The organism is Ruegeria sp. K7, from assembly GCF_056531785.1.
On record NZ_JBQFMJ010000001.1, the window covers coordinates 713,630 to 738,349 of the forward strand.

A 24,720-nucleotide genomic window follows, 5' to 3' on the forward strand; every position below is an offset into this window, starting at 1 on the left:
ATGCGCCCCCGGCCACTTATTCATGTCTCTTGCGGATTAGTTGCCCGAGTTGCGCTCGGCTTCGATCTCACGCCATTTGGCAACATTGCGGTTATGCTCCTGCAAGGTTTCCGCAAAAGCATGACCGCCAGTTCCGTCAGCAACAAAGAAGACATAGTCGGTTTCTTCTGGTGCAACTGCGGCCTCCAGACTTGCCAGTCCCGGATTGGCAATCGGTGTCGGCGGAAGCCCATCGATCAGGTAAGTATTCCAAGGGGTTGCGCGCCGCAGCTCACTCCTCCGCAATCCGCGTCCAAGGACACCCTGACCCTTGGTGATACCGTAGATTACGGTCGGGTCTGTCTGCAGCTTCATACCCTGCTTCAAGCGGTTCACGAATACGCTGGCTACCTGTCCGCGCTCTTCCGGCACGCCGGTTTCCTTTTCGATGATGGACGCAAGGATCAGCATTTCTTCCGGGCTTTCCAGTGGCAACCCGTCCTGACGGCTTTCCCAGACTGCATTGATCCGAAGCTGCTGCTTTTCCTGCATTTTCTGTAAGACAGCATTCCTGTCGTCGCCTGGCTTGATGTCATAGCTGTCAGGTGCCAACTCACCCTCGGCCGGAATTTGGGTTACGTCACCACTCAGCGCATCAAATGACTTCAGCGCGTCAACAACCTGCCACGCGGTCACGCCCTCGGCCACTGACACCCGATAGCGCGTGTCAGCCTCGCCACGTTTTTCTGCGTATTCCGCCGGAGTTTCCTCATCTGATCCAAATGAGGCAACCTCGACAAAGTCCAAAGTCGCAGGGTCCAGTTCGCGTACACGGGTCTGCGTGCGGGTTACACCGATACGGTACTCGATCTCGGAACCACAGGTGCTTACACCACTGCTGGTGATCTCGTCGATGATCTGCTGCATCGAGGCGCCTTCGCGCACCAGAAAGCTGCCCGCCTTCAATTTCTGCGCCTGATCCGTATAGTCGGCGCCCATGCGAAAGATCATGGCATTGCTGATCGCACCCTGATCCTCCAGATCGCGACTAACACGTGTCATGTTCGAACCGCTTTCCACCCGCAGGCAGATCGCGGATTGCAGCGGACCTTCAGCCTTGTATTGCGATTGCCCCCAAAGGATCAGACCGCCCATCAGAAACAGGCCGACCACCAGCAGGGTCAGCGCGTTGGACGCTAGGGCCCGCCACATTTAACTGACCTTTCCGAAGATCACGCTTGCGTTTGTGCCGCCAAAGCCGAACGAATTGGAAAGCGCGACGTTGATCTCACGCTCACGCTTAGCGTTCGGTGCCAGATCGATGGGTGTTTCAACCGCCGGGTTGTCCAGATTGATCGTCGGCGGTGCCACCTGATCGCGGATCGCAAGGATCGAGAAGATCGCCTCAATCGCGCCAGCAGCCCCTAACAGGTGACCGGTGGCCGATTTGGTCGAGGTCATGGTCGCCTTGCTGGCATGTTCGCCCAGCAAACGCTCCACTGCGCCCAGCTCGATCGTATCCGCCATGGTCGAGGTGCCATGCGCATTGATATAGTCCAGATCTTTCGGTTCCAGCCCGGCACTGCGCAGCGCTGCTTTCATCGAACGCTCGGCCCCATCACCGTCCTCGGACGGCGCGGTGATGTGATAGGCGTCACCGGACATGCCATAGCCCAGAACCTCGGCGTAGATCTTCGCGCCGCGCGCCTTGGCATGTTCATATTCTTCCAGAACAACGATGCCTGCGCCCTCGCCCATGACGAACCCGTCGCGGTCGATGTCATAAGGGCGGCTGGCCCTCTTCGGATCATCGGCATATTTGGTCGACAGTGCCTTACACGCGTTGAAACCGGCAATACCGATCTCACAGATGCAGCCTTCACCGCCACCGGCCACCATCACGTCAGCGTCGCCGGCGCGGATGATGCGGCTGGCGTCGCCGATCGCATGCGCCCCGGTGGAACAGGCGGTCACGACCGAATGGTTCGGTCCCTTGAAGCCATGACGGATCGACACCTGACCCGACGCCAGGTTGATCAGCGCGCCAGGAATAAAGAAAGGCGAAACACGCCGCGGGCCCTTGTCGCGGATCAGATTGGCAGTTTCCGCGATGGACCCCAGCCCACCGATGCCCGAGCCGATCAGAACACCAGTCCGCAGGCGGCTTTCCTCATCTTCAGGCAACCAGCCGGAATCCTGACAGGCCATGTCTGCAGCAGCAATCGAATACAGAATGAAATCTTCGATCTTGCGCTGTTCTTTCGGCGGCAGCCAGTCGTCAGGGTTGAAAGTCCCGTTCGTGCCGTCTCCACGCGGCACTTCGCAGGCATATGTCGTGGTGACACCACTTGCCTCAGCATCGAAATGGGTAATCGGGCCCGCGCCGGATTCCCCATCCAGCAGCCGCGACCAGGTTTCCTCGACCCCACTGGCCAAAGGAGTGACCAATCCCAGACCGGTTACAACGACTCTGCGCATGAAATGCCTCTTGCCTGCTTCCTGTATGAGAACCGTCCATACCCCGCCCCGGGGGGCGGGGGCAAGAGCAAGGGCGCATTCCTTGTTAGCGTCATTTCGCCAATGCCGGTCATATATTGTGGTTCAGCAGGAATGCACCACCGCTCTGCAAAAAAACCGCCCCTTCCCTGAAACGGAAAAGGGCGGGCTAAATATACCGGGCCGGTCCTATTGGAACTGCGCCACCGGTTCATGGGCAGCGGCCGCAACCTTAAGCGCTTCGGACAGGCTCAGTGTCTTGCGGAACAGCGCACGGCCCACAATCGCGCCCGAGATGTTAGAGATGTAGGCCAGCCGCGATATATCGTCTGCCGTGCGAACGACGCCGCTGGCAATGACCGGGGTCCGAGAGTGCTTGGCCAGACCCGAAATCAATCCCAACTGCGCTTCGACGTCATCCATGTCGCTGTCGATATCAGTGACCAGAATAGCAGCAAATGGCGTGTCGGCAAAAGCATCGATGAACGCTTCTGGCGTAAAGGCACTTTGGCTGCGCCAGCCTTCTGTCATAACCTGACCTTGCCAGACATCCACGGCCAAAACGATCTGGTCGGGGTGCAGTTTGGCAAGTTCCTTGACCACGTGCGGATCACGCGCGGCCAGAGTTCCGATCACAACCCGGCCGGCACCTTTGTCGATCCAGTGCTCGACGTGCTCGCGGCTTCGCATACCGCCGGCAAGCTGCACCGGCATTTCCGCGCTTCGAATTATTTCTTCAATCAGTTCGGCGTTGGTATTGCGCCCTTCGATTGCGTCGAAGTCCGTCAGTTGCATCCATTCGGCCCCGGCCGCGGACCAGCTGCGTGCGGTTGCAACCGGATCGACATGCCAGACCATGGCTTCATCGAGACGGCCTTTGTCCAGCGAGACACACCGTCCGTTCTGCAATTCCATCGTGGGATAAATCCTCATGAGCATGCTCCTTCGCCCAATCGCTGTAAAATCCAGCATAGCATAGACAGCGCCGAAACGGTTGCTTCAAACAGTTTCGGCAAACCACGCTCTATTTGCGGCATTGCTACAATTACTGTGTTTCAGGCGCGTGCTGGCGGACCATTTCGCCGTAACAGATGGACAGGCGTATCCATGTATTCGCATTCACGCATCAGAACGTAGCCCAGCTTCTGCGCCAGACATTGCGATGCTTCATTTGTGGCATCCACCATGGCGACCAACGGCCCGGGAATGACCCTGTCGAACCAGTCGTGCGCAGCCTGTGCGGCCTCGTATCCCAGTCCTTTTCCCTGCGCTTCGGGGGCCAGGACCCAGCCTGCCTCGGGGAAACGGCCAAAATCCTCACCCAGACCCCGGTCGCCGTAGAAAAATCCTGCCTGACCGATCATCTGCCGATTCGATTGCTGGATCACCGCCCATTGTCCGAATCCGGCCATCTGCCAGTGTCCGGCATTACGCAGGAACGCATCCCACGCCTCGCCCCGTGATTTCGGTTTGCCGCCGATATGGCGCACAACACACGGATTTCGCCAGATTTCCGCAAAGCGGTTGAAATCTTCCGGTCGCATCGCACACAGCGTCAGTCGCGCCGTGTTTATCATCGGGGTGGATCTTATCATGCCCTGCCCGCCTGGAATTTTGCCTCAGTGGAAACAGTGCGAAGCAATAAGACGCCGTGCAAGCGGGAAATCGGTCCGGGCACAAAAAAACGGCGCCTCCGTTGCCCGGAAGCGCCGCTCTATCTCGACACGAAACGCTTAGGACGCTTCGCTGATGAATTTGACGGCGTCGCCAAAGGTCTGGATGGTTTCGGCTGCGTCATCGGGAATTTCGATGCCGAACTCTTCTTCGAAGGCCATAACCAGTTCAACAGTGTCCAGGCTGTCCGCGCCCAGATCGTCGATGAAGGACGCGTTTTCCGCGACTTTGTCTTCTTCGACACCCAGGTGCTCAACAACGATCTTTTTAACGCGATCTGCGACGTCGCTCATGTCTTTTCCTCATTCCGTTTCAGGGCGCATTGCCCGGTTCTGCCCTTGCCCGCTCAGGCTGGCTTTGGTTTGCCCGTTCCGGGCGGTTTGAGACCCGGCTGACCGGGCATGGCGAAGACCAACCTGAATGACCGGCCCCCACATATCTGCGCCGCCTATAGCACAGACAACGCACAAGGCAAACGGTTTCGCGCCTGCCCTGCGCCGCGCTTACAACATGGCCATACCGCCATTCACATGCAAGGTGGTTCCGGTAACATATCCCGCTTCGGGGCTAGCCAGATACAGAACTGCGGCGGCAATCTCCGAAGGGTCACCCATACGGCCCGCCGGAACCTGCCCCAGAATTCCGCTCTTCTGGTCGTCCGTCAGTTTGTCGGTCATCGCGGTGGTTATAAAGCCCGGAGCCACGGCGTTCGCGGTGATTCCGCGGCTTGCCACTTCGTAGGCCAGCGATTTGGTCACGCCCACCATTCCGGCTTTGGACGCCGCATAGTTCGCCTGCCCCGGATTACCGGTTGCGCCCACCACGGACGAGATATTGATGATACGACCCCAGCGGGCCTTCATCATGCCGCGCAGAACGCCTTTGCACAGTTTGGCGGTCGCGGTCAGGTTCACGTCAATCACGCTCTGCCATTCTTCATCCGACATGCGCATAAAGATGTTGTCGCGCGTGATGCCCGCATTGTTCACCAGAATATCAACGGATCCCATCGCTTCGGCCGCCTGCTTCGGCAGCGCTGCAACCGCTTCGGCGTCGCTCAGGTTGCAGGGCAAAACGTGGGCCCGTTCGCCCAGTTCGTCCGCAAGCGCCTGCAATGGCTCGACCCGTGTGCCGGAAAGCCCTACCGACGCGCCCGCCGCATGCAGGGTACGCGCAATTTCGCCCCCGATACCGCCCGAAGCCCCGGTGATCAACGCATTCTTACCTGTCAAATCAAACATTCGGTTTCCCTCTTGGTTCGTCTGTGTCGACGCGTGTGGAGATTACGATTCGGCCTGCACCGCATTCTGCACGTCTTCGGGTGTACCGACAGCCTTGCCGCCAATAGCCCGGTCGATCTTTCGGATCATGCCCGACAGCGCCTTTCCCGCGCCAATTTCCCATGTCTCGGTCACACCCTGCGCGGCCATGTACTGCACACTTTCACGCCACCGGACCGAACCCGTCACCTGTTCGACCAGCAACTGGCGGATCAGATCCGGGTCCGTCACGGCCTCGGCACGCACATTCGCCACCAAGGGAACGGCCGGCGCCTTTATTTCGACCGAGGCCAGAGCCTCGGCCATCACATCGGCAGCCGGCTGCATCAAAGCACAGTGGAAAGGCGCGCTGACCGGCAGCATGACCGCCCGCTTGGCTCCTTTTTCCTTTGCAATGACTGCGGCACGTTCCACAGCCGCCTTGGAGCCCGATACCACAACCTGTGTGGGATCATTGTCGTTCGCCGCCTGGCAGACCTCGCCCTGCGCGGCCTCTTCCGCAACCGCGCGAACGGCCTCCAGATCCAGCCCCAGCACAGCGGCCATCGCGCCTTCACCTACCGGCACGGCGCTCTGCATAGCCTGACCGCGTGTGCGCAGCAGGCGGGCAGTATCGGCGACCGACAAAGCCCCTGCAGCAGCAAGCGCCGAATATTCACCCAGCGAATGCCCCGCGACATAGGACGCATTGCTAATCGCAACCCCTTCGGCCTCAAGCGCGCGCATCGCCGCCATCGAGGTCGCCATCAGCGCCGGTTGCGCATTCTGTGTCAGCGTCAGTGTTTCGATCTCGCCATCCCAGATCAGGCTGCTCAGCTTTTCCCCCAGTGCCTCGTCCACTTCGTCAAATACCGCCTGCGCGGCGGGATAGGCTTCGGCCAGTGCTTTGCCCATACCGATGGTCTGGGCGCCCTGCCCCGGGAAAACGAACGCGAGTGTCATTGCAACCTCATGGATGACGTTAGGTTGCGGCGGGGTGTAAACCGACAATTGGCCCGGCACAAGCATTGCCTGCGCTCTGCATTCCGGCACCATCGCTGTGCGCACGGTCATATTGTGTCCTGTTCACACGGATATAGGTTGTGTCCAGACCTTCACCTTCGGAGCATCCGATCAATGCACTCGAAAAATACCTTCTCTACCTACGGAAGTATTGCCAAGACCTTTCACTGGTTGACGGCATTGCTGATTTTCACGGCATTGCCACTGGGCTTTTTTGCCAACAACCTGGCCCAGGCGATCTATGACCCGTCAATTCCGACTACCGAGGACGACATCGCGCAGGCCGCACGGCTGTTTTCGCTGCACAAAACTGTGGGCATCGCCGTCTTTTTCGTGGCCTTGGCCCGTATCCTCTGGACGATGACACAAACCAAACCCGGTTTGCTGAACGCAGAAAACAAGCCCGAAGCATTCGCCGCCGAAACAGTGCATTGGCTATTGTATGGTTCGCTTGTGCTGGTTCCCCTGACCGGCTGGCTGCACCACGCAGCCGCCGAAGGGTTCGCACCCATCCTGTGGCCCTTTGGCCAGAACCTGCCATTCATTCCCAAGTCGCCCGCTCTGGCTGAACTGACTGCCAGCCTGCATTGGCTGTTCATCATCGTATTGGCGGGTTCGCTGGTGCTTCACATCGCAGGAGCGCTGAAACACCATGTCGTGGATAAGGACAGTACGCTGCGTCGGATGTTGCCGGGCGCAACGGATGCGCCCAAGCCGCCCGCACAGAAACACTCACTTGTCCCCGCCGCCGCCGCGCTGGTCATCTGGTGCGGTGTGCTGGCGGCTGGCTGGACCACCGGTGTTTTCACCAAACACTCTGCCGTTTCCACTGAAACCGCCGAACTTGCAGAGGTTCAGTCGGACTGGCAGGTGCAGGAAGGAAACCTGTCGATCACGATCAAGCAACTTGGCAGCCCTGTAACCGGCAGCTTCTCTGACTGGACCGCCGCGATCACTTTCGACGAACCGGCAGAACCCGGCCTCGCAGGGTCGGTGGACGTGACCATTGCCATCGGCTCGCTGAGCCTCGGAACCGTAACGGATCAGGCCATGGGCGCGGATTTCTTCGACAGCGGCCAGTTCCCGACCGCCAGCTTCGATGCCGACCTGTTCAAAACCGAATCCGGATACGAGGCGCGTGGCCCCCTGACAATCCGAGACAAGACGCTGGACATCGCTTTGCCCTTCGCTCTGAGTATTCAGGATGATGTCGCAACAATGACCGGAGAAATAACGCTGGACCGGCTGAGTTTCGACATTGGCAAAAAAATGCCCGCTGAAGACTCGCTGGCGTTTGCCGTGACCGTTGCAGTAGAGTTGACCGCGTCGCGGGCCAAGTAACATTGACCAACAAAAAAACCGCCGGTGTTTCAGCACCGGCGGTTTTCTATTCAAAAGCCAAATCTGTCTTATTCAGCCTTTTGCGCTTCGATCGAGATAGAAATTTCCACCTCGTCACTGACGAACGGCGCGAATTGGCCCAGGTCGAAGTCGCTGCGCAGCAGGGTTGTGGTCGCGTCGAACCCGGCCCACTGCTTTCCAGCCATCGGATGCTCGCCAACCTGATTGAGCGTTGCATCCAGCACCACGGGCTTGGTGATATCGTTCAGGGTCAGATCGCCGGTGATCTTGGCAGTGTTCTCGCCTGTCACTTCAATACCGGTCGAGGTAAAGGTGGCCAAATCACCCTCGGCCGCAGCAAAGAAATCCTCGGACATAAAATGATCTTCGCGCGGTTTCCAGCCCGTGATCATCTCGACCACCGGCATCGAGACGGTCACGCTCGACGCAGCGGGGTCTTCCTGATTGAACATGATCTCGCCTTCAAAACCCGAGAACATCCCGGTTGTGGTCGAAAACCCGAGGTGATTGTAAGTAAAGACGACCTGGCTGTGGCTTGAGTCCAGAACATATTTCTCGGCAGCAGCAAAAGCCGATGTTGCTGATACGGCCAGTGCGGCGGCCAGGAGGATAGGTTTCATAACAAACTCCGCAGAATTGGTGGTGCAACCCAGAATGGTTGCTCACTAACGTAAATGTGCCGCCCAAGGGCGGCACTCAACCTCTATTCTCTCACAAATTCTGTTCTTTTTTGAACAGAACGGGATTTAGGCGAAGATCGTAACGTTTCCGCTAAGTTGCCCCTTGAGCGCCCGGCTTACATCCGCTGATTGCAGCGGCAGCTTCATCAGAAGGCTGCCATCCATGTCGAACAACTCGACCTGATCATCCGCAAAACGTGCACCCCCCAGGGTTTCATAGCTGCGACGCAGAACCGTTTGCGGGCGACCATTTTCGTTTTTCTGCAGCACGCGCACTTCGCGGCGGATCGGATCAAAATATGCGTCCGGCCGGGCATCCATAATCTCGATCGTCAGCAAACTGACCCCGACCAGCAGGAACATCATCGAAGCCGCCAGTTTGATGGGCCACACTTCGGGTCCTGCAACGGACCCGGACATAAGCCACATGGAAAACGCGGCTACGATCAAAATCAGGCCCAGGGCCCGCGCCAAGATCATTCTCGCTTTCCAGTTTGGTGCGAAGGCCACCATGACAGGCACAGAATGTTCAAATCGCGAACCAGTGGCCGTTTTGTGAATTGCGTTTGTGTTCGTAGCGGTCATTTTCTTTACCCCGTCTCAGGTTGCCGTACTGAATTTGCTCGTTCCGGCTAGTCCCCGGCATACAAAACAACTTTGAGCCGAAAAGCGTCAGGAATTGGGCACGCCAAAGGAATTAGGGCGACTTCACAAAGGCATATGTGGCGGGGCTTGCCCCTCGCGCTCAAACGTGTATATGGGGCCATCCTTCGCAAGAGTTATGAATCGCGCAGCCTCTCGTGGCAGGGTCGCGAAGGACCAGAAAGCCCCGCCTTTGAAATGCGCCTTGATATAAACAGGAGTGCACATGCCACTGTATGAGCATGTAATGATCGCGCGTCAGGACCTGTCCAACGCGCAGGCGGAAAGCCTCGTCGAACATTTCGGCACCGTTCTGGCTGACAACGGCGGCAAGCTGGTTGATAGCGAGTACTGGGGCGTCAAGACGATGGCCTACAAGATCAACAAGAACCGCAAAGGCCACTATGCCTTCCTGAAGACAGACGCTCCTTCGGGCGCCGTTCAGGAAATGGAACGCCTGATGCGTCTGCACGAAGACGTCATGCGCGTTCTGACCATCAAGGTCGACGGCCACGAAGACGGCCCGTCGGTTCAGATGCAAAAGCGTGACGAGCGTGGCGACCGCCGCGAGCGCCGTTGATCAAAGCCTGACGAAAGGACACAAACCATGGCCGCAAAACCATTTTTCCGCCGCCGCAAGGTCTGCCCGTTCTCGGGTGAGAACGCGCCGAAAATCGACTACAAAGACACCCGTCTGCTGCAGCGCTACATCTCTGAGCGTGGCAAGATCGTACCTTCGCGCATCACCGCCGTTTCGGCGAAAAAGCAGCGTGAACTGGCCCGTGCTATCAAGCGCGCGCGCTTCCTCGCCCTGCTGCCCTACGCCGTGAAGTAAGGAGAGACTGACATGCAAGTTATCCTTCTGGAACGCGTCGCGAAACTGGGTCAGATGGGCGACGTCGTTGACGTCAAACCCGGCTACGCCCGCAACTTCCTGCTGCCCCAGGGCAAGGCGCTGAGCGCATCGAGTGCCAACATCGCGTCGTTCGAAGCCCAGAAAGCGCAGCTTGAGGCACGCAACCTGGAAACCAAGAAAGAAGCTGAAGCACTGGCTGAAAAGCTGGACGGTCAGCAGTTCATCGTGATTCGCTCGGCATCGGATGCCGGCGCTCTCTACGGCTCGGTCACGCCGCGTGACGCCGCAGAGGCCGCAACCGAAGCAGGCTTCACTGTCGATAAGAAACAGGTCGTTCTGATTGCTCCGATCAAGGAACTGGGCCTGCACTCGCTCGCAGTCAAACTGCACCCCGAGGTCGAAGTCGAGATCAAGATGAACGTTGCACGTTCGGAAGAAGAAGCCGAACTGCAAGCCTCCGGTAAATCGATCCAGGAACTGGCTGCTGAAGAAGAAGCTGCCGCGGAATTCGAGATTGCCGAACTGTTCGACGACATCGGTTCTGCCGCTTCGGAAGACGAAGATCTGGCACCGGAAGCTTCGGCTGAAGAAGACGAAGCCAAAGCCTGATCCGACAGGAAATGACGAGAAAGAGGCTGCGTACCATGCGCGGCCTCTTTTTATTTCAGCAAGTTTTTGCTGCTCCAAAAAACCCAACCTTGCAGTCAGAATTTCGTTTCATATCATCGGCCCCTCCATTGTCGGAGCTATCTTATGACTTTGTTCCTTCGCCGCAGTGTGCTGGCTATTCTGATTGCAACGCCCATCGCCGCCTGTAGCGGCTCCAACCGGCCCTCAGACGAAGCATTTGATCCACCGCTTTATCCGAACGAGACCGCCGAACTGCGCGAATCGATCAACAAGTGGGCCGATCACTACGAACTGCCGCGCGAACTGGTACACAAGCTGGCGATCCGGGAAAGCACACATCGGCCATGGGCGGTCAACCGGCCGTATTACGGGTTGCTGCAAATCCTTCCCGCAACGGCTCGCTCGATGGGGTATGACGGGAAAGCGCAAGGCTTGCTGGATGCAGACACCAATCTGGAATTCGCCGGAAAGTACCTAAGGGGGGCATGGTTGTTGTCCGATGGGGATCAGCAACGGGCGATTTTTCTGTACGCAAAGGGCTTCTATCCCGAAGCGAAAGCGCGAAAAATGCTGGTCGAAACGGGCCTGCGATCGGAATAAACCCCCTCAAAACGCCCCGAACTTCGCGTCAACCGGAGGTAATCCGGGATATTAAGTGCCGAAAAGGTATGTTTTTCCCCGTTCTGTTGCTTTAAGTACGCAATAAGCATACGCGGCTTGCACAAATGGCTTGCACAACACCCCAAGGTTGACGCAACGTATACACCGTGAAGGACGAAGACGGCATTTCTTTGGGGCTAGGAGTGTCACTGTAAGGGTTGGACCGGTGAAACTGATAGACTTGGCCGCAATCGACCATGAGGAAAAGTCGGCCTCAGACATCATCAATGCCGTCTGCGATGAGCTCGGCTTTGACTACGCTTCCTATGCAACCATGAACCCCATCAAAGGTGATGTGCAGGGTTATGCGAACTACCCTGACGAGTGGAAGATTCACTATGGCAGCCACGGCTATCACCATTTCGACCCCACGATTTATCAGTCAGTGCTTAGCATCGCGCCCGTTGACTGGGGGCGGTTTAACCATGACGAGAAATTCCATGCTGTCTTCCGCGATGCGAATGATTTCGGGATTACATCGCGCGGGCTGACTGTTCCGATCCGGGGGCCGTACGGCGAATGCGGAATGCTCAGTGTCACAAGGGATTGCTCGGACGCGGAGTGGGAAAAGCTGAAGAAGCATGTGATGGGCGATCTTCAGATGGCCGCGGTTCACGCGCATGACACCGTTATGCAATCCGGTCTTTTGGCGAAAGCGTTGTACCTGCCGACCCTTTCGACCCGGGAAAAAGAGATCCTGCAATGGGTCGCCGAGGGTAAATCTCAGCAGGACATTGGCGATATTCTGTCCATTTCACACCGCACGGTAGAAGTGCACATGCGTTCGGGCCGCGAGAAACTCGGCGCGCTCACCACTCCGCAGGCCATCGGACGGGCCATCGGAATGGGCCTAATTGCCCCAGGTTAATCAAAAAAAAGACAAAATTACGGGAAACCCCCAATAGTCTTAAACCGAATCTTGGTTAAATTCGAAGACACGGTAACCAGACTGTAGGGGGATGGAAATGATCATCGTAATTGATGGTATGAACCAGCACAAATTCAAAGACGTATTGGACGACATGTTCAAGCTGCGGGCACGGGTTTTCGGGGATCGCCTTGGCTGGGATGTCAACATCAAAGATGGGCGCGAGCGCGATCACTTTGACGACCTACATCCTGCACATGTTGTCAGCATCAACGACGAAGGGGACGTCGTTGGGTGTATGCGACTGTTGCAGACGACCGGGCCACACATGCTGGCCGACGTCTTCAGCTCTATCCTGGATGGCGAGGCACCCATACGCAGTGCCCAGGTCTGGGAAGCGACGCGCTTCTGCGTCGACACCAAGAAACTTGGACGCGGACGCGGTAAGAACTCTGTATCCTACGTCACCAGCGAAGTCATGATCGGCTCGTTCGAATACGCACAGACAGCCGGAGTTCTGGACTCGATCGCAGTGATCGATCCAGTGATGAACCGGGTCCTGCAACGTTCAGGCAACGCGCCCTATGACTATGTCGGCACAGCCAAGCCCATGGGCAAGGTCGTCGCCATGGCCGCACTCATGGATTGCTCGGATGAACGGATTGCAGGAATTCGCAACTATGCCGGGATTGAGCATGATGTCTTCCTGACCGAGGAAGCGGCTCTGGATCTTTATGCCCATGGCAAGACCGAAGCAGCGCCACAGCAGCCGGTCGCTAACTTCGACCATCAGCCGCTTTCGCAACTGGAACGGTACTTTGTCGAACAGATGAACGCGGCCACGAGCAAGGCCGAAGTCGAAGATGTTCTGAAACTGATCGAAGAGCTTTCGGACCGATTTACGCCAGAGCAAAAGACCGCTCTGCTACGAACCCCCCGTGCTTTTGCTCATGAGGCCTGACCCCCTCACCTCATAAGTACAAAGCCACCCATGCGGAGCCGTCTAATTTCAGACGGCTCCGCTTTTTTGTGCCCCACGTTGCCCGGGGGGGGGGGTGGAAGAGGATTACTCCTCTTCCAGTGCCTCAACGGCTTTTTGCAGATCGTCCTTGCTGACTTCTTTGTCGGCAACCTGCGCCAGTTCAACGATGTAATCGATGACCTTGTCTTCGAAGATCGGCGCGCGTAGCTGCTGCTGCATCTGAGCGTTCTGCTGCACGAACTCAAAGAACTGCCGCTCCTGACCCGGGTATTGGCGGGCCTGGTTCATGATAGCTTGCGTCATTTCTGCGTCGGTGACTTCAACCTCGGCCTTCTGGCCCAGTTCGGCCAGCAGCAGGCCCAGGCGCACGCGGCGTTCCGCCAGTTTGTTGTGCTCGTCAGTGGGCTCAATCTCACCGTGGTCATGGCCTTCCACTTCCGGGTTCTCTTCGTGCCACAGCTGGTGTGCGATCTGCTTGGCTTCAGCCTCAACCAGCGACGGCGGCAGGTCGAACGAGACTTTCTCGTCCAGCACATCAAGCAGAGCACGCTTCATGACAGCGCGCGACGCACCCGCGTATTCGGCTTCCAGACGCTCAGCGATCTGGCCCTTCAATGCGGCCAGGTCTTCGGCACCGAATTTGGTGGCCAGCTCGTCATTGATCTCGGCAGCGACGGGCTCTTTCACCTCTTTCACGGTGCAGGTGAATACAGCGTCTTTACCGGCCAGATGCTCGGCACCGTATTCCGCAGGGAAAGTCACGTTGACGTCTTTTTCTTCCTCGGCCTTCACACCAACCAGCTGCTCTTCGAAGCCGGGGATGAAGCTGTTGGAACCCAGAACCAGCGGATAGTCTTCGGCGGAACCACCTTCGAACTCTTCGCCGTCAACCTTGCCCACAAAGTCGATCACAACCTGATCGCCATCTTTCGCTTTGGAACCCTTGCGGCGCGCTTTGAAGTCCTGCGCGGTTTCGGCCAGGTTGTTCAGCGCTTCTTCGACGGCTGCGTCGTCTGCTTTGACAATCAGCTTATCCAGTTCGACCGACTTCAGGTCTACTTCGGGGATCGCAGGCAGCGCCTCATAGGACATTGCGACCTCGACGTCGTCGCCTTCTTTCCAGTCCTCATTGGTCATTTTGACCTCGGGCTGCAGCGCAGGACGGTCGCCGCTGTCCTCAAAGTGCTTGTTCATCGCACCGTCGATGCTCTCCTGCATCGCTTCGCCCAACAGGCGCTGGCCGAACTGCTTTTTCAGCAGCGCCATCGGTACCTTGCCTTTGCGGAAACCTTTCATTTCGATTTCCGGCTGCGCTTCGGTCAACTTCTCATTGACCTTTTCATCCAGCTCGGCTGCGGATACGACGATATTGTAGCCGCGTTTTAGACCTTCGTTCAGCGTCTCGGTAACCTGCATTATGGTAGTCCCCATAGGATTCGGGGCGCGCAAAACGGCGCGCCGGGCAAATTTGACGCCTTCTATTTGCCCAGCCGCCCGCGTGCAAGGGGGCAAAGCCCGGATCAGCTTTGTTTTGCCGCTGAATTGAACAAAAAAGCGCCCCGGAACGAACCGGAGCGCATGCTTGTCTCAGAAGCAGGATCAGAACCGCCAGCGCGCGCCCAGAACCCACGCTTCGTTTTTGTCGAAACTGATCGTGTCGTCGAAATCGTGGTTGCGGTACTTCAGATATGCGTCGGTGTTGATGCTGTCGAACCGCTGAACGATGGCAATACCCCAGGACTTGGTGCTTGAACCGCTGTTCTCAAAATCCGACCCGTCGAAATAGTCGATACCGACGCCGGTTTTGCCCAAGGACACCCAGTCTCCTTCATACGCCAGCTTGGTGTACCAATAGTCCGGATCGCTTGCACCGGATGAGGTGTCATCGCGCGAACCAAGGGCAGCGGTAAAGCTGAACCCGCTGGGCAGCAGAACCGAGGCTGACCCGATCGTGTCTTTCCGCTCACCGGATGAGTTGTCAAAATCGCGCACGGCATAGGCGATGCTAGCGGCGAACTCGACGCCGTTGGAGAACGTATTGCCGTAGGAAACCGCGATGTCATAGTAGTCGTCGTCATCGCTGCTGGACAGAATGTTCTGACCATAGGCAATTGCCGCCGAGAACCCGTTGAAATCCGGCGTGTCATAGCGGATGCGCCCGCGACGCGCCCCGTCAAAGTTGCTGGACGAGTCGCCCACTGTAATCGTGCTCAGTGTGCCTGTGGGATCACGATAGAAGAACGCTCCGTTTTCATCGTTGGTGAACGAATACAAAGCGGTCCCGACATAAGACAGATCAACTTCTGCGGCCCCATCTGATGCCATGCTGCCCTGACCAGCCGAGAACTTTCCGTACCCCCCCTTAAGCGAGAAATCGACGTGGCGAATGTCTTCGCGCGACCATCCGTTGTTGTTGGTGCCGAACTGGTTGGCCGTCCCTGTGCTGGGCAAGCCCAGGCCGGTTTCCAACCAGAACATGAACTCGTTGCTGCCATAAGGCTGCATCAACCGCAGACCGACCCGGCTGTTGGACAGGTCGTTGTCCAGAACACGTGTCTCGGTATCCTGGCCGTCGTCCACCGAAACAAGAGCGGGGTGGAACTGTCCGTATAGATGCACATATCCGCCGCTGTTATTTTCATATTTCAACTCAGCAGCAGCTGGTATCGCGCCTGTTGCCGCCAAAATCGCGGCTATTGATGAGTTTCTGAGAATCTTAGTCATATCTGTCACCATGATGGGGTTCTGGTTTCACGTCCCGCCCATTTGTTCACGAAAATCTGAGGTTCCAATAGCCGGCATTTCAGACAGTAGAAGCATTGCATATTAGCCACATCGAGAGCCCAAGGCAGAGATTTATACTCAATAATTTCAACCGCTTAAATCTGACTTTCAGCAGTCAAAGGTAGTCTGCAAGAAAATTCTGCCAATCAGCCATGCAACTGGCAAACACTTGCTGTGCATTTTCGTCAACGCCGCTGGCAAAATTACGCCGATCAGCCAGCTTTTCGGCGACCCACCGCGCAGACAATCAAACATTCAACTATTTCAAAACATTTGGCAACTGCTCGGGCAGGTCCTCGGCAATCAGTCCGGGGCCAAATTGCCGCGCACATTCCACATGCAACCACGTAGCAGCTTCTGCGGCCTGCATCGGCCCAAGCCCTCGCGCCATCAATCCGGTGATGAAGCCTGCAAGAACATCTCCGGCCCCTGCCGTGGCCAGCCATGGCGCCGATCGGTCATAAAACGCCGAGCTTATGGAACACCGCCCGTCCGGCGCCGCGATCACAGTATCCGGCCCCTTGAACAGAACCACGCATCCTGCCCGCTCGGCAGCATCACGGGTTGCGTCAACCTTGGAATATGCCGGGCCTTTGTCGGGAACTTCTTCCAACTTTTGTGCAATATCCGGAAACAGCCGGGCAAACTCGCCCCCGTGTGGTGTCAGAACGCAGGTCTCATACAAATGATCGAACAATGCCTTGGGGTCCTCTGAAAACGCCGTCAACGCATCTGCATCCAGAACGGTTGAGCGCCCTGCCGACAGTGCCGCCGGCACCAAGTCACGAGCGCGATCCAGCCCCATTCCCGGTCCAAGGCACAATGCATTCAGTCGCCCGTCCTTCAGCACCCGGGAAAGCTCGTCGGCCCCTTCAGCCAGTTGCAACATGACAGCGGTGACCTGTGCGGCAACTTCCAACTGCGCGGCCGGGGGCACACCAATTGTCACCAGCCCTGCCCCAATCCGCAACGCGCCCCGCGCGGCCAACCGCGCGGCGCCGGTTTTGCCCGGTCCGCCGGAAAGGATCAGGGCATGGCCATAAGAATATTTGTGATCCTTCGGTTCCTTCGAGACCCGAAAACTCTCTTCCAAAACCAGCTTAACAACTCGATTGTCTTCTTCACGTTCAAGGCCGATCGACTTTGTCCGAACCACACCGCAATTGGCGGGGCCTTCGCCGATCATGTGACCAACCTTCATGTCGTGAAAAGTTACGGTGAGATCCGCTTGGATCACATTTCCCAGCACGCGCCCACTGTCGGCGCACAAGCCGCTGGGAATATCGATTGCAACCACCCGCAAGCCGCGTCCTGACGACAGGTCCCTTACCCGCTCATTCGCCAACAAGGAGAAGCCGCCCAGAAACGGTCGCGTCAGCCCGGTTCCGAACAATCCATCAATTATCAGGTCTAGGTCTGAGGGGAAATTGAGATTGTCATCTGCAAGCGTATCGATCTTTCGGACACTGACGTCGGACTTGCCTTGGCACCGCTCAAAGTTTCTTCGTGCGTCAGGCGGGAGTTTTGCGGCGTCGCCGTACAGAAACACCTCAACCTCCCAGCCCCACTCTTTCAACAACCGGGCAACGACAAACCCGTCACCACCATTGTTTCCCGGCCCGCACAGCACCAATGCGCGACCGGACGTTTTTGCCAGCTCGGGCCATTCCTCAAAAATCGCCTCAACAACGCCCTGCCCGGCGCGTTCCATGAGTTCCAGACCGGTAACCTTGCCCGATTCAATCGCAGCCAGTTCAATCGCCCGCATCTGCGCCGCCGTCAGCAAATCCGTCATCTCATCTCCCGCGCGATTCAATTTCGATTACATTTTGTGCAACTCGATGAAAATTTAACCGCTCGCTGAAATTCTACGCACAAGCAACCGGTCCGTTTCGCAATCAGATTGCCCAGCGATCTTAGACGTGATCACTGCCAACCTGACAAGCAGATTAGGAGGCCGGGATGAAGAAGATCGAAGCGATCATCAAACCGTTCAAACTGGACGAAGTGAAAGAGGCGCTGCAGGACGTTGGCGTCCAGGGCCTCAGTGTCATCGAGGTTAAAGGGTTCGGCCGTCAGAAGGGCCATACCGAACTCTACCGCGGCGCGGAGTATGTGGTCGACTTCCTACCGAAGGTAAAAGTCGAGGTGGTGTTGGACGACGATCAGGTCGACGCGGCCATCGAAGCCATCGTGGATGCCGCCAAAACCGACAAGATCGGCGACGGCAAGATCTTTGTCTCACCCGTCGAACAAGCCATCCGCATCCGTACCGGCGAGACCGGCTCGGACGCCCTGTAAATCAACCGAATATCCTGACATATCTATCAGAAGGACCAAGGGAATGAGCGCAGAAGCAGTTCTCAAAACTCTCCGCGAAGAAGACGTCGCCTACGTCGACATCCGCTTCACCGACGTGCGGGGCAAGTTGCAGCACGTGACCGTCGATGTGGATCTGGTCGATGAAGACTTCCTGGAAGAAGGCTTTATGTTCGACGGCTCCTCGATTGCTGGCTGGAAGTCGATCGAAAACTCGGACATGAAACTGATCGCCGACACTGAATCGGCCTATATCGATCCGTTCTACGCCGAAAAAACGCTGTGCCTGCACTGCTCGATCGTTGAACCTGACACCGGCGAAGCTTATGGCCGCGACCCGCGCGGCACCGCACAGAAGGCCGAAGCCTATCTGAAAGCCAGCGGCGTTGGTGACGTGGCCTATATGGGCCCCGAAGCCGAATTCTTCCTGTTCGATGATGTCCGTTATTCCAATACAATGAATAAGGTATCGTTCGAAGTTGATGCAACCGACGCGGCCTGGAACACTGATACCGAATACGAAATGGGCAACATGGGCCACCGTCCGGGCGTCAAGGGCGGTTACTTCCCGGTGAACCCGATCGACGAGGCGCAGGACCTGCGTTCGGAAATGCTGTCGACCATGAAGCGTCTGGGCATGAAGGTCGACAAGCACCATCACGAAGTTGCCTCGTGCCAGCACGAACTGGGTCTGATCTTCAACAGCCTGACCAAACAGGCGGACGAGCTGCAGAAGTACAAGTACGTCATTCACAACGTGGCACATGCCTATGGCAAGTCGGCAACTTTCATGCCCAAGCCCATCTATGGCGACAACGGCACCGGCATGCACGTGAACATGTCGATCTGGAAAGAAGGCAAGCCGCTGTTCGCAGGCGACAAATACGCCGACTTGTCAGACGAAGCCCTGTGGTACATCGGCGGTATTCTGAAACACGCCAAGACCCTGAATGCTTTCACCAACCCGTCGACCAACAGCTACAAGCGTCTGATCCCGGGCTTTGAGGCACCTGTTCTGCGCGCCTATTCGGCACGCAACCGTTCGGGCTGCATCCGTATTCCATGGACCGAAAGCCCGAAAGCCAAGCGCGTCGAGGCCCGCTTCCCCGATCCGGCTGCAAACCCCTACCTGGCGTTTGCCGCGCTGCTCATGGCCGGTCTGGACGGCATCAAGAACAAGATCGATCCGGGCGAAGCCATGGACAAGAACCTGTACGATCTGCCTGCCGAAGAACTGGCCGACATCCCGACCGTTTGCGGCTCGCTGCGCGAAGCTCTGGAATCTCTGGCATCCGATCATGACTTCCTGCTGCAGGGCGACGTGTTCACCAAAGACCAGATCGACGGCTACATCGCGCTGAAGATGGAAGAGGTCGAAACCTACGAGCACACGCCGCATCCGGTTGAATACGGCATGTACTACAGCTGCTGATCAGGAACTTTCGACGAAAATTCTCGCAAAGGGGGCGTCCATCGGGCGCCCCTTTTCTTGTCGCCGCACTGGATTTGACGGATTGCGAGTGATCTTTCACACTCGGGCCACAGATCCCAGCGGAGAAATCTCATGCCCGCCAGTGACGCGCCTTTTTCACCTTATTCGCATTTCATTACGTCTGCGGACGAACTGGAACAGATTACCGGTGCGCCCCTGCCGCAGATTGTTGCCAAGGAAATACCGGCATTGGATCAGATGTGCCGCGATTTCATCGGCACCTCACCGTTTTGCCTGATCGCGTCGGCCAATCCCGACGGTCACCTTGATATCTCGCCCCGCGGCGATCCCGCGGGGTTTGTCGAAATCCTGTCTGACACTCTGATCGCTATCCCGGATCGCCCCGGCAACAAGCGAGTGGATACGTTTCATAACATCCTGCATGACCCACGCGTGAGTGTGATCTTTCTGGTCCCCGGGAAAATGGAAACATTGCGATTGCGCGGCACGGCCCGGCTTTGCGCCGATCCGGATTTGCTGAGCGGTATGACCATGAACGGCAAAGCACCAAAGCTGGCACTACTGATCCATATCCAGACGATTTTTGCCCATTGCCCAAAGTGCATCGTCCGCTCTCATCTTTGGCAACCCGAAGAATGGCCGGATTCATCTCATCTACCCAATATGAACGCGATGATGGTCAAACACGCCAGAATCGACGCCACGCCGGAACAGTGGTTTGAAAGCCTCAAAGAGGCAGGAGAACTGGACCTTTACTGACCCCTCCCGGGAATTCGTTTGCCATTTCCCGCATGGCGCGTACGCTGCCCCAGAGTTTCAAGTTATTGGATAGGTTTCATGCTTCGACTTGCAACGGCGATATTCTGTGCCTTGTCCCTGCCGTCCCCGGCACTCTCCGCGCCTTGCGGCAACACCGGCAGCGGGTTTGAGGTATGGAAGGCCGATTTCGCCAAACAGGCGCGGCGCGCGGGAGTAAAGAAGAAAGGGCTGCAGGCACTGGCCCAGACGCAATACGCCACGCGAACAATTTCAGCAGATCGTAACCAGAAAAGTTTCAAATACTCGCTGGACAAGTTCATGCAGGTGCGCGGCGCCGACACGATTGTCGCGCAGGGACGCAAGCGAAAGGCCCGCAACCCGCAGTTTTACGCCGCGCTTGAACGGCAATACGGCGTACCTGCCGGTGTTCTGATCGCCATTCACGGCATGGAAACAGGGTTTGGAAACTTCATGGGCGACAGCCAGGTTGTTTCCGCAATAACGACACTGGCCTATGATTGTCGCCGTTCCGAATTCTTCATTCCGCACGCAATCGGGGCATTGAAACTGGTGGATCAGGGCAGCGTCACGATGGCGACAAAAGGGGCAAAACATGGCGAGCTGGGCCACACACAGTTCCTGCCGGGGAATGCCCTGACCTATGGTGTCGATGCGACGGGTGACGGTCGGGTAGACTTTTACAACATGACCGACGCCCTGGCTTCGACCGCGAATTTTCTTCGCAAGAAAGGGTGGAAACCCGGCCGGGGCTATCAGAAAGGACAGCCCAATTTTGCGGTTATCCAGCAGTGGAATTCCGCCTCGGTCTATCAGCAATCCATAGCAATCATGGGGCAGCGAATCGACCAATAGGCGAAACAAGGTTCCAACACAGGCGATCCCAACTTTGGCCACATTGTCGCCACAGATGCCCGAATTTCCCCCTAGTCTCTTGGTTTCCAAAGCGTAATCAATCCCTCGAAAATTGATTTTTTTTGCATTTTCGTCAAATTCTCCCCCAGATCACCCGCTAGTCTGCGGTCTCAGACAGAAAGCGACAAAGGAATGCGCGGTGAGTCGGAAGCACAGCTATCATGGCGGTCTGCAATTTGACGGTGAGACCAAGGGCGCGATTGAACGCTTTGGCAATATCGTCGCGGCAACGCTAGAAGACTATGGTCATCTGATCGAGCGAAAGTCGCTGCTCAGCGGCACCGAGGCCAGCATCGTCTCAAGCCAGTATCTGGTTCGTCTGACACTGGATACGGAATTGAACGGGGTCGACGACCGTTTCGACCGGCTGGACCGCACTGCTGGCCTAAAAACGATACCCAGACCGCCGGTGACACGACCGAAGAACCGTCTGGTCATTTCGGTCTCACCGGTGTCAGCTTTGTTGGATGACAGCGAAATTTCCGAGCTTATGCTGGTTGTGATCCTGTATCGCATGGTCGACATCTGCTCGACCCAGCGCGTGGAGTGGCTTTCGCCCAACGCGGTACTGACCATCGAACAGTTCATGAGCGCGTTTGATACGCTAATGCCAAGCAAACCCAGGGACAGAAAACAGATATTTCAGTCCGTAACCGGCCCGTTTGCAGGCGTCAGCACCTCGAATACCGCAGATCATTACCAGCCGGAAGCCGCGATACCGAAACCGAACGCAAGGCCGATCCAGTTGTCGGACGATCAATTGCTGAGCATCGCGTTCAGAACAGATCAGACGGATCAACAGGCCCACGCACCGATTGAACCGACCACCGACGAGGATGAAAAGCCCAGCGACATCCTGCGTCTGACAAGTTGGGGCCTGACCGGGGCCGTGGCCAGCATGTCGGCACCGATCGCACTTTCTCTGGCGGCCGTGAACCTGATCCGGGGCGAGGATTTCCGACTCAATACTCAGGTTCTGGCTTTTACGGTCGCGATCGTGACCCTTAATTCCAGTGGCGCATTTGCAGGTGTTGCCGGTGCCCTAGGTCTATAAAGCTTTTCTAGAAGACCCTCCTAGGAGGCCCCGCCATCAGGCGGGGTTTTCCATTTCCAGCACCCTGTCCGCCGCCAGAACATAAGTGTGGATCGAGAAAACAACGGTGCGCGTTTGGGGCAGTCTTAGAATGGTCTGACGCTCGCTGCGCAGAAAAGGCGTGTTTCCCGGATCCCGGATTTTCCGCGGCTCGCTGGTACTGCGGGGCTGAAACAGCTCGGCGTCATCGTACCACAGCGCGTTAAAGCGCCAGAGTGGCCGATCCGGCTGAATCCCGTCAAACAGACGCTGAACCCGCCTGGCGACGTTTTCATCATAACTGTTGACGGTATGATGAATATCGATCAGCGGACGCATGAATTTCTCGGACAGTCGCCAACTGGCCGGGAAACACAGGATCGCACCGGTCAGAACATGTTCGCCGCCCTGTTTCTGCAGAATGCAAAAATCTTCCTGAACAAGCCGACACAGAGTATCCAGGGGCCTTGCGCGGTCAATCAGCACTTCCGCCCCGTCAGACCGGATCACATGATCGGAGGCTGCGGAATAAACCTGCCGCAACACCATATCCAGCAATTCTTGCGCAGCCGGTTCCGCACCGGGATCCAGTGCCAGAACATCATCGCGTCGCTCTGCCAACAAATCCTCGCGCCTGCGCATCTGGGCTGCAAACGCTTCGTCGCGGGTCAACCAGTCTTCAGGGCGTGCGGGTTGGATCCCCGGCAGCGGCTTCGCAGCCAGCGGGTTATAGGGAATGTCTTGTTGCAGTATTTCAGTCATGGCCTAGGGCTATCACCGTATTTTGCTATTGTCGGTCCAAAAGCGACTGAACATGGGTCGCAAACTACTAAGACGGCATGGGACGGTACGACCATCTTTGCCGGGCCAAAAGGGAGCGAAGCCATGAATCAGCATTACCGGGACACCCGCAAGATCGACCCGACCAAGGGGGCAACGCTGGGTGACGGTACGCCAAACGAAAATGACCGCATAGAAATCGGCCCGACCCAATTGGCGTTTGCAGAATGGGAACAAGCGGGTCTGGTTCTTCCCGATCTGGCCCGGATGCGGGAATATCGGTGGAAACGGCTGACCCAATCTATCGTTGATCGCGGATACGGCGGGTTGCTGATGTTCGATCCGCTGAACATCCGATACGCCACCGATAGCACCAACATGCAGCTGTGGAATACACATAACCCCTTTCGCGCGGTTCTCTTATGCGCCGACGGCTATATGGTGATCTGGGACTACAAGAATTCTCCCTTTCTGTCCAAGTTCAATCCACTGGTGCGTGAACAGCGTTCGGGCGCTGATCTGTTTTATTTCGACCGCGGTGACAAGGTGGACGTGGCCGCCGATGTTTTCTCAAACGAGGTGCGCCTTCTGATCGACGAACACAGCGGCGGCAACAAACGACTGGCAGTGGACAAGATCATGCTGCACGGGCTGCGCGCACTTGAGGCGCAGGGATTTGAGATCATGGAAGGCGAAGAGGTCACCGAAAAGACCCGCGCTATCAAAGGTCCCGACGAAATCCTCGCCATGCGCTGCGCCAATCACGCCTGTGAAACCGCTGTTGGCGAGATGGAAAAGTTCGCCCGCGCCAATGTTGGTGACGGCAAGACCTCGGAAGATGATGTCTGGGCTGTCTTGCACGCCGAAAACATCCGGCGCGGCGGCGAATGGATTGAAACGCGCCTGCTTGCCTCGGGCCAGCGAACAAACCCCTGGTTTCAGGAATGTGGCCCCCGAATTACCCGAAAGAACGAAATTATTGCCTTTGACACGGACCTGATCGGTTCCTACGGGATCTGCATCGACATTTCCCGTACCTGGTGGATCGGCGACGAAAAGCCGCGCGCCGACATGATCTATGCCATGCAGCACGCGCATGAGCATATCATGACCAACATGGAAATGCTGAAGCCCGGCGTCACGATCCCCGAATTGACGGCCAATGCTCATAGGCTGGACGACAAGTTCCAGGCCCAGAAATACGGCTGCCTGATGCATGGCGTGGGCCTGTGCGATGAATGGCCTCTGGTTGCCTATCCGGATCAGGCGGTTGCGGGTGCCTACGACTACCCGCTTGAACCGGGCATGGTTCTGTGTGTCGAGGCAGCGGTCGGAGAAGTCGGCGGCGACTTTTCGATCAAGCTTGAGGATCAGGTTCTGATCACCGAGGACGGATATGAGAACCTGACGAAATATCCCTTTGATCCAGCCCTGATGGGTTTGGCTTAGGTCACCTTCCAACCAGACCGCGTCACCTGGCATTCTGCGAGAGGTTCTGCCTCTCGTGCC

Annotated in this window: 26 protein-coding genes; 13 read left to right on the forward strand and 13 right to left on the reverse strand. The window is 57.1% G+C overall.

Annotation, left to right across the window (positions count from 1 at the left end; genetic code table 11):
* Positions 1–36: 36 nt before the first annotated feature.
* From mltG to fabD, 7 genes are all read right to left on the reverse strand, one after another.
* Complete coding sequence (gene mltG, locus ACR0FE_RS03555) at positions 37–1,191, reverse strand: endolytic transglycosylase MltG (RefSeq protein ID WP_480811758.1); 1,155 nt, start codon at positions 1,189–1,191, stop codon at positions 37–39.
* Positions 1,192–2,457: a beta-ketoacyl-ACP synthase II gene (gene fabF, locus ACR0FE_RS03560; protein WP_480911079.1), complete on the reverse strand. Its 1,266-nt coding sequence runs from the start codon at positions 2,455–2,457 to the stop codon at positions 1,192–1,194.
* Positions 2,458–2,664: 207 nt separating this feature from the next.
* Entirely contained in the window at positions 2,665–3,408 is a 744-nt protein-coding gene (locus ACR0FE_RS03565; protein WP_170610259.1) for a 1-(5-phosphoribosyl)-5-[(5-phosphoribosylamino)methylideneamino] imidazole-4-carboxamide isomerase, read from the reverse strand.
* A gap of 122 nt (positions 3,409–3,530) precedes the next feature.
* Entirely contained in the window at positions 3,531–4,070 is a 540-nt protein-coding gene (locus tag ACR0FE_RS03570; RefSeq protein ID WP_480911082.1) for a GNAT family N-acetyltransferase, read from the reverse strand.
* 138 nt (positions 4,071–4,208) lie between these two features.
* Positions 4,209–4,442 (reverse strand): acyl carrier protein, encoded by a 234-nt coding sequence (locus ACR0FE_RS03575; protein WP_008756330.1) that lies wholly within the window; start codon positions 4,440–4,442, stop codon positions 4,209–4,211.
* 210 nt (positions 4,443–4,652) lie between these two features.
* A complete protein-coding gene (fabG, locus tag ACR0FE_RS03580) occupies positions 4,653–5,390 on the reverse strand; it encodes a 3-oxoacyl-[acyl-carrier-protein] reductase (RefSeq protein WP_170610255.1) in 738 nt (245 codons plus the stop codon).
* Between the two features lie 42 nt (positions 5,391–5,432).
* On the reverse strand, positions 5,433–6,371 hold the full coding sequence (gene fabD, locus ACR0FE_RS03585; RefSeq protein ID WP_480911393.1) for an ACP S-malonyltransferase: 939 nt from the start codon (positions 6,369–6,371) through the stop codon (positions 5,433–5,435).
* Positions 6,372–6,545: 174 nt separating this feature from the next.
* Here fabD and ACR0FE_RS03590 point away from each other — a divergent pair, with 174 nt between their 5' ends.
* On the forward strand, positions 6,546–7,772 hold the full coding sequence (locus ACR0FE_RS03590) for a cytochrome b/b6 domain-containing protein (protein WP_480911086.1): 1,227 nt from the start codon (positions 6,546–6,548) through the stop codon (positions 7,770–7,772).
* Between the two features lie 68 nt (positions 7,773–7,840).
* Here the strand turns inward: ACR0FE_RS03590 and ACR0FE_RS03595 are convergent, their stop codons facing one another.
* Together ACR0FE_RS03595 and ACR0FE_RS03600 are read right to left on the reverse strand one after the other, a co-directional pair.
* Positions 7,841–8,413 carry a YceI family protein gene (locus ACR0FE_RS03595; RefSeq protein WP_170676422.1) on the reverse strand — a complete coding sequence of 191 codons (573 nt, stop codon included), beginning with the start codon at positions 8,411–8,413 and terminating at the stop codon, positions 7,841–7,843.
* 126 nt (positions 8,414–8,539) lie between these two features.
* Positions 8,540–9,058 (reverse strand): hypothetical protein, encoded by a 519-nt coding sequence (locus ACR0FE_RS03600; protein ID WP_480522521.1) that lies wholly within the window; start codon positions 9,056–9,058, stop codon positions 8,540–8,542.
* A 283-nt stretch (positions 9,059–9,341) separates the two neighbouring features.
* Here ACR0FE_RS03600 and rpsF point away from each other — a divergent pair, with 283 nt between their 5' ends.
* The 6 genes from rpsF to ACR0FE_RS03630 all read left to right on the forward strand — a co-directional run bounded on the left by rpsF (position 9,342) and on the right by ACR0FE_RS03630 (position 13,090).
* Positions 9,342–9,695 carry a 30S ribosomal protein S6 gene (gene rpsF / locus ACR0FE_RS03605; protein ID WP_170610248.1) on the forward strand — a complete coding sequence of 118 codons (354 nt, stop codon included), beginning with the start codon at positions 9,342–9,344 and terminating at the stop codon, positions 9,693–9,695.
* 27 nt (positions 9,696–9,722) lie between these two features.
* Positions 9,723–9,950, forward strand: coding sequence for a 30S ribosomal protein S18 (rpsR, locus tag ACR0FE_RS03610; protein ID WP_005608650.1), 228 nt, complete (start codon positions 9,723–9,725; stop codon positions 9,948–9,950).
* A 12-nt stretch (positions 9,951–9,962) separates the two neighbouring features.
* Positions 9,963–10,580, forward strand: coding sequence for a 50S ribosomal protein L9 (rplI, locus tag ACR0FE_RS03615; protein WP_170610246.1), 618 nt, complete (start codon positions 9,963–9,965; stop codon positions 10,578–10,580).
* Positions 10,581–10,724: 144 nt separating this feature from the next.
* Positions 10,725–11,201, forward strand: a complete 477-nt coding sequence (locus ACR0FE_RS03620; protein ID WP_170610244.1) for a lytic transglycosylase domain-containing protein — start codon at positions 10,725–10,727, stop codon at positions 11,199–11,201.
* A gap of 226 nt (positions 11,202–11,427) precedes the next feature.
* Positions 11,428–12,129, forward strand: a complete 702-nt coding sequence (locus tag ACR0FE_RS03625; RefSeq protein ID WP_170610242.1) for a helix-turn-helix transcriptional regulator — start codon at positions 11,428–11,430, stop codon at positions 12,127–12,129.
* Between the two features lie 97 nt (positions 12,130–12,226).
* Positions 12,227–13,090, forward strand: a complete 864-nt coding sequence (locus tag ACR0FE_RS03630; RefSeq protein WP_170619144.1) for an acyl-homoserine-lactone synthase — start codon at positions 12,227–12,229, stop codon at positions 13,088–13,090.
* Positions 13,091–13,195: 105 nt separating this feature from the next.
* Here the strand turns inward: ACR0FE_RS03630 and tig are convergent, their stop codons facing one another.
* From tig to ACR0FE_RS03645, 3 genes are all read right to left on the reverse strand, one after another.
* On the reverse strand, positions 13,196–14,527 hold the full coding sequence (gene tig, locus ACR0FE_RS03635; protein ID WP_170610238.1) for a trigger factor: 1,332 nt from the start codon (positions 14,525–14,527) through the stop codon (positions 13,196–13,198).
* Positions 14,528–14,710: 183 nt separating this feature from the next.
* The gene (locus ACR0FE_RS03640) at positions 14,711–15,835 is read right to left on the reverse strand and encodes a porin (protein ID WP_480911093.1); all 1,125 of its coding nucleotides are present in this window, start codon (positions 15,833–15,835) and stop codon (positions 14,711–14,713) included.
* Between the two features lie 319 nt (positions 15,836–16,154).
* Positions 16,155–17,690 (reverse strand): NAD(P)H-hydrate dehydratase, encoded by a 1,536-nt coding sequence (locus tag ACR0FE_RS03645; protein WP_480911096.1) that lies wholly within the window; start codon positions 17,688–17,690, stop codon positions 16,155–16,157.
* 167 nt (positions 17,691–17,857) lie between these two features.
* Here ACR0FE_RS03645 and ACR0FE_RS03650 point away from each other — a divergent pair, with 167 nt between their 5' ends.
* From ACR0FE_RS03650 to ACR0FE_RS03670, 5 genes are all read left to right on the forward strand, one after another.
* Positions 17,858–18,196 (forward strand): P-II family nitrogen regulator, encoded by a 339-nt coding sequence (locus tag ACR0FE_RS03650; protein WP_108800222.1) that lies wholly within the window; start codon positions 17,858–17,860, stop codon positions 18,194–18,196.
* Positions 18,197–18,239: 43 nt separating this feature from the next.
* Entirely contained in the window at positions 18,240–19,646 is a 1,407-nt protein-coding gene (gene glnA / locus ACR0FE_RS03655; protein WP_170610233.1) for a type I glutamate--ammonia ligase, read from the forward strand.
* 132 nt (positions 19,647–19,778) lie between these two features.
* Positions 19,779–20,426 (forward strand): MSMEG_1061 family FMN-dependent PPOX-type flavoprotein, encoded by a 648-nt coding sequence (locus ACR0FE_RS03660; RefSeq protein ID WP_480911100.1) that lies wholly within the window; start codon positions 19,779–19,781, stop codon positions 20,424–20,426.
* A gap of 78 nt (positions 20,427–20,504) precedes the next feature.
* Positions 20,505–21,299, forward strand: coding sequence for a lytic murein transglycosylase (locus ACR0FE_RS03665; protein WP_480911103.1), 795 nt, complete (start codon positions 20,505–20,507; stop codon positions 21,297–21,299).
* 199 nt (positions 21,300–21,498) lie between these two features.
* The gene (locus ACR0FE_RS03670; protein WP_170610227.1) at positions 21,499–22,413 is read left to right on the forward strand and encodes a hypothetical protein; all 915 of its coding nucleotides are present in this window, start codon (positions 21,499–21,501) and stop codon (positions 22,411–22,413) included.
* 36 nt (positions 22,414–22,449) lie between these two features.
* Here the strand turns inward: ACR0FE_RS03670 and ACR0FE_RS03675 are convergent, their stop codons facing one another.
* Positions 22,450–23,193: a heme-dependent oxidative N-demethylase family protein gene (locus tag ACR0FE_RS03675; RefSeq protein WP_480911105.1), complete on the reverse strand. Its 744-nt coding sequence runs from the start codon at positions 23,191–23,193 to the stop codon at positions 22,450–22,452.
* Positions 23,194–23,316: 123 nt separating this feature from the next.
* Between ACR0FE_RS03675 and dddP the strand changes: the two genes are divergently transcribed.
* Positions 23,317–24,660 (forward strand): dimethylsulfonioproprionate lyase DddP, encoded by a 1,344-nt coding sequence (dddP, locus tag ACR0FE_RS03680; RefSeq protein WP_170610223.1) that lies wholly within the window; start codon positions 23,317–23,319, stop codon positions 24,658–24,660.
* Positions 24,661–24,720: the final 60 nt, after the last annotated feature.

Excerpts from the sequence above, each read along its gene's own strand:
- mltG (WP_480811758.1), bottom strand. The coding sequence starts at position 1,191 with ATGTGGCGGGCCCTAGCGTCCAACGCGCTGACCCTGCTGGTGGTCGGC.
- fabF (WP_480911079.1), bottom strand. The coding sequence starts at position 2,457 with ATGCGCAGAGTCGTTGTAACCGGTCTGGGATTGGTCACTCCTTTGGCC.
- ACR0FE_RS03565 (WP_170610259.1), bottom strand. The coding sequence starts at position 3,408 with ATGAGGATTTATCCCACGATGGAATTGCAGAACGGACGGTGTGTCTCG.
- ACR0FE_RS03570 (WP_480911082.1), bottom strand. The coding sequence starts at position 4,070 with ATGATAAGATCCACCCCGATGATAAACACGGCGCGACTGACGCTGTGT.
- ACR0FE_RS03575 (WP_008756330.1), bottom strand. The coding sequence starts at position 4,442 with ATGAGCGACGTCGCAGATCGCGTTAAAAAGATCGTTGTTGAGCACCTG.
- fabG (WP_170610255.1), bottom strand. The coding sequence starts at position 5,390 with ATGTTTGATTTGACAGGTAAGAATGCGTTGATCACCGGGGCTTCGGGC.
- fabD (WP_480911393.1), bottom strand. The coding sequence starts at position 6,371 with ATGACACTCGCGTTCGTTTTCCCGGGGCAGGGCGCCCAGACCATCGGT.
- ACR0FE_RS03590 (WP_480911086.1), top strand. The coding sequence starts at position 6,546 with ATGCACTCGAAAAATACCTTCTCTACCTACGGAAGTATTGCCAAGACC.
- ACR0FE_RS03595 (WP_170676422.1), bottom strand. The coding sequence starts at position 8,413 with ATGAAACCTATCCTCCTGGCCGCCGCACTGGCCGTATCAGCAACATCG.
- ACR0FE_RS03600 (WP_480522521.1), bottom strand. The coding sequence starts at position 9,058 with ATGACCGCTACGAACACAAACGCAATTCACAAAACGGCCACTGGTTCG.
- rpsF (WP_170610248.1), top strand. The coding sequence starts at position 9,342 with ATGCCACTGTATGAGCATGTAATGATCGCGCGTCAGGACCTGTCCAAC.
- rpsR (WP_005608650.1), top strand. The coding sequence starts at position 9,723 with ATGGCCGCAAAACCATTTTTCCGCCGCCGCAAGGTCTGCCCGTTCTCG.
- rplI (WP_170610246.1), top strand. The coding sequence starts at position 9,963 with ATGCAAGTTATCCTTCTGGAACGCGTCGCGAAACTGGGTCAGATGGGC.
- ACR0FE_RS03620 (WP_170610244.1), top strand. The coding sequence starts at position 10,725 with ATGACTTTGTTCCTTCGCCGCAGTGTGCTGGCTATTCTGATTGCAACG.
- ACR0FE_RS03630 (WP_170619144.1), top strand. The coding sequence starts at position 12,227 with ATGATCATCGTAATTGATGGTATGAACCAGCACAAATTCAAAGACGTA.
- tig (WP_170610238.1), bottom strand. The coding sequence starts at position 14,527 with ATGCAGGTTACCGAGACGCTGAACGAAGGTCTAAAACGCGGCTACAAT.
- ACR0FE_RS03640 (WP_480911093.1), bottom strand. The coding sequence starts at position 15,835 with ATGACTAAGATTCTCAGAAACTCATCAATAGCCGCGATTTTGGCGGCA.
- ACR0FE_RS03645 (WP_480911096.1), bottom strand. The coding sequence starts at position 17,690 with ATGACGGATTTGCTGACGGCGGCGCAGATGCGGGCGATTGAACTGGCT.
- ACR0FE_RS03650 (WP_108800222.1), top strand. The coding sequence starts at position 17,858 with ATGAAGAAGATCGAAGCGATCATCAAACCGTTCAAACTGGACGAAGTG.
- glnA (WP_170610233.1), top strand. The coding sequence starts at position 18,240 with ATGAGCGCAGAAGCAGTTCTCAAAACTCTCCGCGAAGAAGACGTCGCC.
- ACR0FE_RS03660 (WP_480911100.1), top strand. The coding sequence starts at position 19,779 with ATGCCCGCCAGTGACGCGCCTTTTTCACCTTATTCGCATTTCATTACG.
- ACR0FE_RS03665 (WP_480911103.1), top strand. The coding sequence starts at position 20,505 with ATGCTTCGACTTGCAACGGCGATATTCTGTGCCTTGTCCCTGCCGTCC.
- ACR0FE_RS03675 (WP_480911105.1), bottom strand. The coding sequence starts at position 23,193 with ATGACTGAAATACTGCAACAAGACATTCCCTATAACCCGCTGGCTGCG.
- dddP (WP_170610223.1), top strand. The coding sequence starts at position 23,317 with ATGAATCAGCATTACCGGGACACCCGCAAGATCGACCCGACCAAGGGG.